This window comes from Paenibacillus prosopidis (genome assembly GCF_003337375.1).
Classification (GTDB): Bacteria; Bacillota; Bacilli; order Paenibacillales; family Paenibacillaceae; genus Pristimantibacillus; species Pristimantibacillus prosopidis.
This window is the reverse complement of sequence record NZ_QPJD01000003.1, coordinates 199,536-211,744: the sequence shown is the minus strand read 5'-3', so window position 1 is coordinate 211,744 and position 12,209 is coordinate 199,536. Positions and strand designations below refer to the sequence as shown.

Genomic DNA, 12,209 nt, shown 5'->3' with positions numbered 1-12,209 from the left:
CTTCCGATAACTAGTTTCAAGTATATCGATTGATTCGACAAATTACAATCATTTTTTTTACAATCAAAACCATCTTAGACATACTCAATCTTCAGTTGCCCTTGTTTCCTCGGCCCGCAGTGTAAGCCACAGCCGATATAAGGCTGCTTTTACCGCACGCAAACGAATGATTGATCTGCCTCCGCTTAAGTGAAGCGAATGCACGCTGGTCGGCTTCCCACGCTCTGCAATCGCAAAATAAACCAGTCCCACAGGCTTGCCTTCAGACTCTGAAGGTCCAGCGACACCGGTCAAGGATACTCCGAAATCAGCATCCGAAATCTGTCTGACCCGCTCCGCCATTAATGCGGCTGTCGAATCACTGATGGCACCCGGCGCACCTTCCCCCTCAAGCTGTGTCATCGGAATGCTGAGCAAGTGATGCTTCATCCCATTCGTATAAGTAACGACACCGCCAACATACTCTCCACTGCTCCCAGGAACGTTTGTAATGAGCTCGGCAAACAAACCTCCGCTGCAGCTTTCTGCGCTTGCCAGCTTACGGCTTGAACCCCTTAGGAGCTGTATAACCTGGACTTCGATCGGCACGTCTTCCTGCGCATACAAGTGCTCGCCGGCACGCTCTTTAATTTTGTCGACAGTGTCGTCGATTTTCCGATCAGCTTCTGCTTCCGAACTAGCCTTGGTCGAAACCCGAATCGACACTTCGCCTTCCTTTGCGTATGGCGCAATCGTCGGATCCGTCTGTCCGTCGATCAAATCAAGCAGCTTTGCCTCTAAGGTTGACTCCCCGATACCGGCAAACTTCAGGATACGGGAATACAGCGGCTGCTCCCCTCCTAACATAGACCGGAGCCAAGCTGCTCCCGCCCCCTCCATCATCGGCTTCATTTCTTTCGGCGGGCCCGGCAAAAGCATATACAAGGTACCGTCTGCCGACAATCCGTTGCCGACTGCCAAACCTGTTGTATTTTCAAGCGGCTCCCCGCCTTCTATCATTAAAGCCTGCCGCCGGTTGCTTTCCACCATATGAATGCCCCGCGAGCTGAAAAGATGCTCGATTTGTGCCATGGAAGGCTCATGGATGATCAATCCCCTGTTCAGGTAATCAGCTAGCACGTCCTTGGTCAGATCATCCTGGGTCGGTCCCAAACCACCTGTGAAAACAAGCAGATCAGCCCGGCCTCTACCAATTTCGATCGCTTGACGCAGCCGCTGCGCATTATCGCCGACAACTGTCTGAAAGTAGACATCAACGCCTAGCTCTGCAAGCTTTTGCGATAAAAATTGTGCATTCGTATTGACGATTTGGCCGAGCAGCAGCTCTGTTCCGACTGCTATGATTTCTGCTTTCATGGATTTGTTCCCTTCTGGATTGAGATTCGATTCATATAATAAACATATATGCAAAAGCACCTTTCCGCTTGACGGAAAGATGCTTTTTTTTCATTACTGTACAGGAATTAAATGCTTGTTCTTAACAAAATAATCGATGCCTGAGTATACCGTAATTGCGGCAGCAACCCAACTTGCAATAACATCGAACGGAAAGTCGATAAAAGCGAACGGAAAGTTGTTGATCAGGAGAGCGATGATCATCGTAATCTGAATCGCTGTTTTCCATTTTCCCCACATGCTCGCTGCCATTACAGAACCCTCGAGAAGAGCAACCTGGCGCAATCCGGTTACAGCAAATTCACGGCTGATGATAACGATCGCGATCAAGGCGTTTAGCTTGTCCAATTCAACCAGCGAGATAAGAACTGCTGCAACGAGCAGCTTGTCCGCCAGAGGATCAAGCAGTTTGCCAAGATTAGTTACGATTTTGTTTTTGCGGGCAATGTAACCGTCTAATCCGTCAGTGCTTGCCGCCACAATAAAAATGAGTGCCGCTGCGATTTGATTGTATGTAATGGAGAAGTCCGAAAAGCTGAACGACCCCAAGTCCACTTTAATAAGCAGAAAAAACATAATAACCGGCACCAAAAATATTCTGGCTAATGTAATTCGGTTCGCCAGATTCACGCAGTTCCCTCCTTAGATCGGTCATACTCATAGGTGTGCGTTTTGCGAACCCTACGTTCGTGATTCGAGCATGATATCATTTCAAAACCAGTTGATTTCCTGACGCTGCTATAAGTGACTGCTCTTTCTTGTTCTATCATCGGTGTATCCCCCAGATCCTTCCGAAAAGCTATCTAAACAAGTATAATACATGCCAATAGACGTGTCAAAAACGGCAGTTGCCTCACATTTCAGTATCTCTACCGCAAAACGAAAAGCTCCGCTTCTCGAAAACCGATGAAACGAAGCTTTCATTATTACGAGCGATAATTAGTAAATTGCAGCTCTACAGGCAGATCTGCTTCTCTAAGCATTTTCATAACCGCTTGCAAATCGTCAAGGCTTTTGCCCGATACTCTCAATTGATCGCCTTGAATTTGACTTTTTACCTTAAGCTTCGAATCGCGGATTAAGATGTTTATTTTCTTTGAAACATCCTGCTCAATCCCTTGTCTAAGCTTGATCCGTTGACGAACGGTTCCAGCCGAAGCTCCTTCAATTTTGCCGTAATCCAAATTTTTTATCGGTACGCCCCGTTTTACCATTTTGGACAATAGAATATCAAGCACGCTTTTTAGCTTATATTCGTCCTCGGAAGCAACGATTAAATCTTCTTTCTCAAGCGCGATGCTGCTCTTGCTGCCTTTGAAATCAAAGCGTGTTTCAATTTCCCGCTCTGCTTGCTTTATCGCGTTAGCCAGCTCCTGCATATCCACTTTAGAAACAATATCAAATGCATTTTCTGATGCCATTGTGCACCTCTCCTTTGTTACCTTTAAACTTTATTCCGTTTTAGCCTCATCTGCGGCAGTTCCGTTGTCCGCAGCTTCATCAGTTGCCGGCGTTTCTGCCACTACCGGATTCAGCAATAATTTTTTTGAGCCTGCGCGGTCACCGTCCGGTACCAGAACGCCGCCGACCGTTATTTCTGCCAAATCAGCCCGCCCTACATTAATGTAGATCGGTTCTGTCAGCTCATATGTCTTAATGTCGCCATCCTCAGCGTTCGTGTAAAAGAGTTTTTCACCCGATGCGCCTCCAGAGCGCACTTCTAACCAATTTTTCCCGCCGACCACCTTAATTTCAACCTTATGGTTACCGGAAGGACCGATGTCATATTGGTCAGCCTTGCCTACTTTGCGGCCAAAGGTCACGGTTGTAACAGCTTGGGTCGGTTCAGGGGCTGCAGGCTCGGGTGTCGGTGTAGCTCCAATACCTTCATTCACGGCAGGATCCTCGTCTTTATCTACAGCAGGAGGCTCAGATACATCTGTAATGTCCGTGCTCTGGTCCGCCTTTTGGGGTTCGTCAGAATCACTGTTAATAACGTATACCCACACAACAACGAATATCAAAATGAGAAAGGACCACATCATCACATTGAATCCGATTTTACCCAATCTCTCCGAAGACTGCGATTTTACCCGCCGCGGTGCCCTTACCGCTATAGGATCGGCATTTTGCTCCGCCGGTGGAGCCGGAACTTCATGCTGATACAAACGAAGCACTTCATCCGGATCAAGCCCCACAGCCTCCGAATAATTTTTCACAAAAGCACGTACATAGAAAGGACCAGGGAGAATGGTGTGATCTCCGCTCTCAATCGCTTCCAAGTACCTTTTTCTAATTTTTGTAGTTTCTTGAATATCATCGAGCGTTAAACCCCGCTGGTCTCTCGCCTTACGTAGCAATTCGCCTAAATCAGACATGAGACGGCCTCCTTCCTTTTAGAAATCGTCTGAGTAGTTAGCAGTGAATGTCTCGTACGTAATTTCCTCATCCGGCGTATTACGCAGCTCAACAATAATGTCGAAGTGACTGTAATCATAATGTGATTCCTTGACGAATATGTCTGGATGTTCAATCACCTTTGTAGATGGCATCGCCATTATTTCTTGAAGCAATCCATAATGCTTTTCATTAGAACGGATGGTACTTACAATTCCGTCAATAATAAAAATGTTGTTCGGCTGCATTTCATCCTCCGACAGCTGGCTCCGAACCGTTTGACGGAGGAGTGTTGAAGACACGAACGTCCAACGCTTGTTCGAGCATACGCTGCCCGCAATAATGGACTCGGTTTTCCCTACTCGCGGCATACCTCTTAAGCCGATCACTTGATTGCCTTCACGCTTGAATATTTCACCTAAAAAATCAACTAAAATACCGAGCTCGTCACGCGTAAAACGAAAGGTTTTCCGATCATCCGAATCGCGCTCAATATATCGTCCGTGACGAACGGCTAATATGTCTACGATTGTAGGCGTTCTCAACTTGTTTACCGTAATATTGTCGACCTTTTGCAGCATTTTGCCGAGCAATTCGATTTTCTCATCGTCGTCCGTTTGCAGCAGCATGCCGCGCGTGCGGTCCTCTACACCGTTTATCGTCATAATATTGACCTCGAGCATCCCTAGCAAAGAGGCGATATCACCGAGCAAACCCGGGCGATTTTTATGTATTTTGTATTCCATGTACCATTGTTTCGACTCCAAAGCAGTCACCGTCCTAAACCTTCATTTCGAGTATAGTAAATTATGTATCCGTTCCACCATGAAACATAATTCTACAATTTTCGTCATAATCCTGCAACCTAAAAAGAAACATTGCAGAAAAGCCTCCTGTTGGGAGGCTTCCTGCTTCTGCTTCAGTTGACGACTAATGCCGTCTGTTTGCTTCAGACAACTACGATACTTGGACGAGCTTGACCATCAAGCGGGCGATTGTTTTGCGTTCTGCCTCATCGCCCACATCCCATAGCTGCTTCAGCACTCGTTCTTCCTCATTTTTCGGATCGACCTTCTCGTCGAGAAAGCTGCCGATTTCGTATGCTAAAGTCGAAATGGTTTCTTCCGTCATTCCGGCATTTTTCGCATGCGATACACGGTCCGCCAAAAAATGTTTCCATGTTGCAAAATTAGAAAGGACAGTTGACATGCCTCTTCGCCTCCTAATGGTATAGAAAAGAATCATCAACAGTCATTATTTTGTATCAAAGCATCACTAATTATACAAACGGACTTGACGGGCAAAAGGTTGCGTCTGCTTCCTAAGTATGCCAACCGCCGTTAGGGCTGATAACTTGTCCTGTAATGTACGATGATTCAGGTAACGCCAGAAAATAAACAAGCGAAGCGATTTCATCAGTCGAACCGAAGCGGCCTACCGGAATCTCCTGCTGCAGCGCAGCTTTCTCCTCCGCATTGAAGCCAGCCATCATATCGGTGTCGACAGCGCCGGGGGCGACTGCATTTACAGTAACGCCGGTTGGCGCCAGCTCCTTCGCCAGCGCCTTCGTGAAAGCGTTCATGCCGCCCTTAGTTGTCGAATACAGCACCTCGCAGGAAGCGCCTGACATGCCCCAAATGGATGATACATTTATAATGCGGCCATATCTCTGTGCAATCATATTCGGCATGAAAAGCTGCGAGCAGAGAAACATGCCCTTCAAATTGACAGCCATTACATCGTCCCATTCTTCTTCCGATACATCCGTCAGCATGCCATAATGTGAAATGCCGGCATTATTAACTAATATATCCGGCAGCATGTTATGACTCTCCAGCTTTTCCCGCATCCGTTCAAGCTGCTCCTTCGAGCGTAAATCCGCTGAGATCGTTAATACGTTCGCGCCTAGAGCCATACAAGTACGTGCTGCTTCATTCGCCGTTTCATGCGAATGCAAATAATGTATGACGATATTAACACCTTCCGCGGCAAAACGTTTGGCAATCGCTGCCCCTATTCCGCGGCTTCCCCCGGTTATTAATACCGTCATTTGCTGCAGCGTCTTCATTTTGCCGGCGATTCCACGATGGAGACAGCAAGCTGACCGAAATCAAAATGCTCGCGCAGCCGTTCATTTATCTCTTCAAGTGTGCAGCTTTCATAATAGTCGAGCACATCAAACATATTGCTGTCACGGAACCGATATCTCGTAAATTCACCGGCAATTGCTTCTGGGGAGTTCAGCATTCGTAAATAGCTGCCAATTTTTTTGCGTTTCGACCGTTCAAAAGCGGTAGGCTCAATGCCTCTTTCCAGCGTGTCTTCCACAGCTGATCGAATTTGAGCGATCAACTCATCCGGATTAGGCGTATCGCCGCCTATTACCGAGAAGGCATAGCCGGTACTCGAATTAAATTCGTGGCCGAACGAATCCGAGATGAGGTCATTTTCATACAGCTGCTGATACAGCTTCGAGCTAGGACCTATTAGCGCTTCCAACATCAGCTTAGTCGTTACTTCTTGACGAAGCAGCGCTTCACCCGTTAGGTCAGTCTTCTTTTCTTTGAACCCAATCATACATTTGGGCAGTGAGACGGGCAGCTCAGTCACTTTACGAGCTATTTTCACAGAGGAAGGCTCATTCTCAAAATAACGCCCGATTGGTCCCTGCGGTTCAAAAGACTTGCGGCTTTGGTTATCGCGAACGAGCTTAAACACTTCCTCGGCCTCCACGCCGCCAACTACGAACAGCAGCATGTTTGACGGATGATAAAACGTTTCGTAGCAACGGTATAACGTTTCCTTATCGATTTGTCTAATCGATTCGACTGTTCCTGCAATGTCGATATGCACGGGATGCTCATGATAAAGAGCGTCAATAAGCCCGAAATATACACGCCAATCCGGATTGTCTCGATACATATTTATTTCCTGCTCGATAATGCCTTTTTCCTTCTCCACGTTTGCATCGGTAAAATACGGATTTTGAACAAAATTAATGAGCGTCTCTAAATTCGCATTAATCTGTTCTGTCGCAGAGAACAAATAAACCGTTCTGTCAAAGCTTGTGAACGCGTTCGCCGAAGCTCCCTGAGATGCAAATACGGCGAAAATATCACCCGTCGGTTCTTCGAACATTTTGTGTTCCAGAAAATGTGCGATACCGTCCGGAACTTTTGCAGCGGGTTGGTTGCCGACCGAGAAACGATTGTCCACGGAACCGTATTTAGTTGCAAACGTCGCGTAAGTTTTGTTGAAGCCTTCCTTGGGCAGCACGATGACTTCCAGACCGTTATCGAGCACTTCCCTATATAACGTCTCCTGCACGTTTGGATAAGTAAGGGTTTGCATACGTTATGCCTCCTTTCGATCGCGCAAAAAGTAAATCGTATCCAGCTGAACGCCCTGCGCAACCTTAACGATATCATCCGCAGTAACCGCTTGAACCTGCTCCAGCAGCTGCTGGGCGCTTCTTTGCTTACCGGTGAGCACACTGTTAAAATCATACGCAATCATCTCGTATGCGGAATCCTGCAGCTCTCGAAGATGATTCGAGATCATTGCTTTTGTTTGATCAAGCTCCAGTTCCGATAGATTTCCTTGCCGCATGCTTTCAAGCTGCTCTTGAATAATAGCGACCGCCCGCTCATAATTGGCGAACTCGATGCCGGATTGGATCGTGCATAAGCCTTTGTGGCCATCGAGACGTGATGCGGCATAGTAGGCCAAGCTTTCCTTCTCCCGTACATTGAGAAACAGCTTCGAATGCGGATAACCGCCTAATATGCCGTTATACATGAGAACGGCAGGATAAGCATCATCATCATATCCGACCCCTGTTCTAAGGCCCATATTAAGCTTGCCTTGACTAACATCCATCCGCTCCGTCACTTTCTTCACTTCTTTAACGGTTTGGTTAACGTTAGGCAAAGAATAAGATGACGGCGTACCTGCTATAAGCTTGAACGCCCCAGTGACAAGCTGCGTCACCTCTTCCAGCGATGTATCACCGACGACATATAAATCGAGTGCCGCATTCTCAAGCCACTGCTCATAATGCTTATACAAAGCTTCCGGCGTAATCGAGTCAATTTGTTCAAGCTTTCCTAACGGATGCAGCCGGTAAGGTTCATCGGCGCACATTTCTTCTAAGCAGCGTTCAGCCGCATAACGAATTTTATCGTTGACGATCGCCTCCAAACGTTTTTTAAGCGTCGTTTTCTCAGCATCCACATATTTTTGACGAAACTTGTTGTTCTCCAGCAGCGGATCGGTAACCACATCGCCCAAAAACTGAAGCGAAGCGGCAAGCAGTGATGTATTGGAAGAAACAAACGCGTCATTAATTACATCCATCCGAAATTGGACGATCTGAGAATCGCCTCTTTTATATACATCGAAACCAAAGCCCGCTCCATATAGATCGTCAAGCTTCTCTCGAAAAGCAATTGTTTCAGGCGTGTTTGCCGTACCTCTTCTAAGTACGAATGGAATGAGCGCAACCGGCGTTACCGTTGCTTCATCGAGCGTAAGTCCTGCAAATAAAGAAATTGCAAACGTCTTGAATCGTTTAGTAGGCAATACGTGCAGACGAATCCGCTGCAGCTGCCCTCTCTCGAATTGGGTCACTCGGTTTGCTCCTTTCATCGGCGCGTTAATGTCCCGTCTTATTACGGATTAAGAACACATGTGGATATAGAGTAAATCTATTCCAATTGACAAATCCCTATACCATTCTAACCTATAGGAAATGGAAGAAGCAACCACTGCTGCGCTAGGCAGTAACGGCTGCTTCCTTTCATAACCAACGTATAGTTACATACAGAAAATATGCTTCCCGATTGTTTTGATTTGCGTCCGGGTCCATATCCATTTCGAGGTGGCGGTATCAGGATTGAAGTAATATTCGCATCCGCCGGATGGGTCCCAGCCATTGATAGCATCTTCTACTGCTTCTCTCGCTTTTTCATTAGGCGTTAACCAAATTTGGCCGTCTGCGACAGCCGTAAAAGCACCTGGTTGGAATATGACGCCGTAAATCGTATTCGGAAAGCTTGGTGATTTCACCCGGTTGATAATAACTGCCGCAACGGCTACCTGACCTTCATACGGCTCACCGCGCGCCTCGCCATACACGGCGTTGGCCATCATTTGCAGGTCATTGTCCGTAAAGCCAAGCCGGTTGGATTTGGCAACGGATCCCGGGGTGCTCTTTTTAGGAGTAGGAGCTGTCTTTGCAGTCGGCCTCCATGATTTCGTTGCTTCCCAAAGCTTCAGCTTTGTTTTCGCACCGACGACACCATCTGACTTCAATCCAAACTTCCATTGAAACCACGTAACTGCATCTTTCGTGCTCTTACCAAATTTCCCGTCAATTTTGCCTTTGAAGAAACCAAGATGCGTTAGACGTCCTTGCAATTCATATACATCCTGGCCAGAGGAGCCAACCTTTAGCGTAGCATTGCTGAACGTTTCCGTTGCAGCGTTCTCCCCGCCGCGCAGTAGTGAAAAGGACCCGAACAACAGCAGAACGATAATCGAGGTCACCACAATCAAACGATTTCTCATGTAGGGATCTGCCTTTCTCTTGCAAGTTAGTTCGCTTAAGGTAGCGTTACCTAACTCTAGTATGAGAAAGTTGTCCGGCTTCTATGCACTTTATCCGCGCTTCATGAAATCCACGGGATTTATGAGCTTATCCGGCCAGCCTGGAACTGTTCCATCGTAATAAGCACCTCACGCGGTTTACTTCCTTCATAAGGCCCAACGACAGAGCGTGCTTCCATCTGATCGATAAGTCTTGCGGCTCTTGTGTATCCAATCCTCATTCTGCGCTGCAATAACGATACTGATGCTTGCTTTGCTTCCAAAATAATTTGAACCGCTTGATCGTAAAGCTCATCAAGCATTTCGTCGCCTTCAGCTGATTCTTCCTCGACCTCAGGCACAAGATCCTCTTTATATTCCGCTTCCGCTTGTCCGCGAGCATATGTAACGAGCGTTTCGACTTCCTGATCCGATAAAAATGCGCCCTGTACCCGAATCGGCTTAGACATCCCGACCGGCAAGAATAGCATGTCTCCCCGGCCTAAGAGCTTCTCTGCCCCGACCATATCAAGTATCGTACGTGAATCGACCTGTGAGGATACGCCAAATGCGATGCGCGATGGAATATTTGCCTTAATAACGCCGGTAATAACATCAACAGAAGGACGTTGAGTAGCAATGATGAGATGAATACCTGCGGCACGAGCCATTTGGGCTAGCCTTGCGATAGAATCCTCAACATCATTCGCTGCAACCATCATTAAATCGGCAAGCTCGTCCACAATAACGACAATATACGGAAGAACTGCGGCCGGGTTATCTGCCATAAGCGTATTGTAGCCTTCAATGTTACGAGTCGCGGATTTCGAGAACATTTCATAGCGCTTCTCCATCTCAACTACGATTTTCTTAAGTGCAAGCGAAGCGCGGCGCGGATCCGTTACGACAGGAGCAAGCAAATGCGGTATGCCGTTGTATACGTTTAATTCAACCATCTTCGGGTCGATCATTAGGAACTTCACTTCATCAGGTGCCGCTTTGTACAAAATGCTCGTAATAATACCATTAATACACACCGATTTTCCGGAGCCGGTAGCACCTGCAACGAGCAAATGCGGCATTCGGGCCAGATTGCCGACAATCGTCTGCCCGGATATATCTCTTCCGAATGCTATAGACAATTTAGAAGGTGCATTCTGGAAAGCCGCAGTTTCCATAACCTCGCGCATCGTTACAACTGATACTTCCATATTAGGAACCTCTATACCGATCGCCGATTTCCCTGGAATGGGCGCCTCCATCCGAATGTCCTTCGCAGCCAGCGCAAGCGCGATATCATCGGTTAAACCAACAATCCGGCTGACCTTAACTCCTGTTGCCGGCTGTACCTCATAACGCGTCACTGCAGGTCCACGTACAACATCGAGCACTTTGGCGCGAACACCGAAGCTTTCGAGAGTCGCTTCAAGCTTCCTGCGTGAATCGAACATATCTGATGCATCCGAGCCTTTGCCCAGCAAGCTCGGCTTTGTTAACAAGGAGAAAGGCGGAAGCAAGTAGGGCTTCACCTTACTTGCTTCTACCTCTGAAGCAGGTCTTTTAGGAGCAGCTAGTACAGAGCTTTCTTCATTCACCAACGCATCGGAGTCTTCTGTTGGTTCGGCAGCCGGCACTAACGAATCAGCTATAGGCAAATCATCTTCATCCTCAGAATCCTTAGGAACCTCTGTAGCTCCCGGTTCATTAACCGGCCAGGTTCCAGTCCATTGCTCAGCATTCTCCTCGGGAGCAGGCACCCCGTTCATAACCGAAATTGTTCCAGCCTCTTCCCATGGCGCGAGATCATCTTGAACGCGGTGATTAGCGGTTGCCGAAGGCTGTTCCTCGCCTGATTTCTCCCATGGTTGATCATAATCGCTTTGCCATGCCGGTATGCCGTTAGACTTTGTACCCTTTGCGGTTTGTTCAATTATCCATTCATCTTGCACTTCATCCTGTGTGTTAATCTGCTCTTTCCCGTTATCCTGCTTCCAGGAAAAAAACAACGACTTCTTCTTTTTTGGAGGAGAGACGACATAGCTGTCATAATCGTCATCGATTGTGTCATCATCGTCATCAACGATATCGGCTTGTCTTACATTATTGTTAGCTGATGCAGCTGCAGCTCGCAAGGAAGCACGCTTCGCCCATTTAGCACCAAGCAGTTTGAGCAGCCGTCCCGTTTTCGTGCTGATGACTCTTCCTAGCTCTACATATGACTTGCCTGTCATCAGCATAATCGAAATAGCAAACATGACAAACATAATGAGCTTCGCGCCGTAATAGCCGAATAAGGAAAAAAATAACGAATATTGAATGGCTCCTACATAACCACCGCTTATCTCTTTCTCTCTGATCGACTGATCGTTTGCAGCTGAAACGGAAATTAATTGTGTTCTTAAATCGGTGCTGAGCTGCTCCAAAATCTTTCCTCCAGACAGCTCTTCTATAGGACTCAGCTTCTGATCAATTTCCGAAATCGAGCTCATTAACGTAAACGCCAGCACTAGTATTAATAAGCCTGTCCTTTTATTCGTCCAGCCTTTCGGCCAAGCTCGTCTTATCATAACGGCGAGCCCTACAAAAACACCTATCAGAGCAAGTACAAAATAAAACTTGCCGAGCACCAGTCCGAACAGCTTGGATAATGAGCGTCCGACAGCAGCCTCTCCGGAGAGCGCGATAATGGAAATGGTAATAAGCAATATGCCATAGACTTCATATTTTAAGTTTGCACCAATTGATTTTTTTCGTCTCTTTTTCTTTGCCAAATCAGTCACCTCTGGTAAAACATTATACCATAGGTGGACAAATGTTCCTATGAGACGATG

At 47.1% G+C, this 12,209-nt stretch carries 11 protein-coding genes; all 11 read right to left on the bottom strand.

Annotated elements, in window-relative coordinates; genetic code table 11:
- Positions 1-84: 84 nt before the first annotated feature.
- Positions 85-1,356, bottom strand: a complete 1,272-nt coding sequence (locus tag DFP97_RS05815) for a competence/damage-inducible protein A (RefSeq protein WP_114379042.1) — start codon at positions 1,354-1,356, stop codon at positions 85-87.
- 93 nt (positions 1,357-1,449) lie between these two features.
- Positions 1,450-2,025, bottom strand: a complete 576-nt coding sequence (gene pgsA / locus DFP97_RS05810) for a CDP-diacylglycerol--glycerol-3-phosphate 3-phosphatidyltransferase (RefSeq protein ID WP_114379041.1) — start codon at positions 2,023-2,025, stop codon at positions 1,450-1,452.
- 296 nt (positions 2,026-2,321) lie between these two features.
- Positions 2,322-2,816 (bottom strand): YajQ family cyclic di-GMP-binding protein, encoded by a 495-nt coding sequence (locus tag DFP97_RS05805; protein WP_114379040.1) that lies wholly within the window; start codon positions 2,814-2,816, stop codon positions 2,322-2,324.
- 30 nt (positions 2,817-2,846) lie between these two features.
- Positions 2,847-3,773, bottom strand: a complete 927-nt coding sequence (locus tag DFP97_RS05800) for a helix-turn-helix domain-containing protein (protein WP_114379039.1) — start codon at positions 3,771-3,773, stop codon at positions 2,847-2,849.
- Positions 3,774-3,791: 18 nt separating this feature from the next.
- A complete protein-coding gene (locus tag DFP97_RS05795; RefSeq protein ID WP_114379251.1) occupies positions 3,792-4,559 on the bottom strand; it encodes a DUF3388 domain-containing protein in 768 nt (255 codons plus the stop codon).
- Positions 4,560-4,749: 190 nt separating this feature from the next.
- On the bottom strand, positions 4,750-5,001 hold the full coding sequence (locus tag DFP97_RS05790) for a DUF3243 domain-containing protein (RefSeq protein WP_114379038.1): 252 nt from the start codon (positions 4,999-5,001) through the stop codon (positions 4,750-4,752).
- 112 nt (positions 5,002-5,113) lie between these two features.
- Positions 5,114-5,860: an elongation factor P 5-aminopentanone reductase gene (gene ymfI, locus DFP97_RS05785; protein ID WP_114379037.1), complete on the bottom strand. Its 747-nt coding sequence runs from the start codon at positions 5,858-5,860 to the stop codon at positions 5,114-5,116.
- Entirely contained in the window at positions 5,857-7,143 is a 1,287-nt protein-coding gene (gene yfmH / locus DFP97_RS05780) for an EF-P 5-aminopentanol modification-associated protein YfmH (protein ID WP_114379036.1), read from the bottom strand. Before yfmH ends, ymfI begins: the two co-directional genes overlap by 4 nt.
- A 3-nt stretch (positions 7,144-7,146) precedes the next feature.
- Positions 7,147-8,439, bottom strand: a complete 1,293-nt coding sequence (yfmF, locus tag DFP97_RS05775; protein WP_114379035.1) for an EF-P 5-aminopentanol modification-associated protein YfmF — start codon at positions 8,437-8,439, stop codon at positions 7,147-7,149.
- A gap of 168 nt (positions 8,440-8,607) precedes the next feature.
- Positions 8,608-9,360 (bottom strand): spore cortex-lytic enzyme, encoded by a 753-nt coding sequence (gene sleB, locus DFP97_RS05770; protein WP_114379034.1) that lies wholly within the window; start codon positions 9,358-9,360, stop codon positions 8,608-8,610.
- Positions 9,361-9,479: 119 nt separating this feature from the next.
- Positions 9,480-12,149 carry an FtsK/SpoIIIE family DNA translocase gene (locus DFP97_RS05765; protein ID WP_114379033.1) on the bottom strand — a complete coding sequence of 890 codons (2,670 nt, stop codon included), beginning with the start codon at positions 12,147-12,149 and terminating at the stop codon, positions 9,480-9,482.
- Between the last annotated feature and the right edge of the window lie 60 nt (positions 12,150-12,209).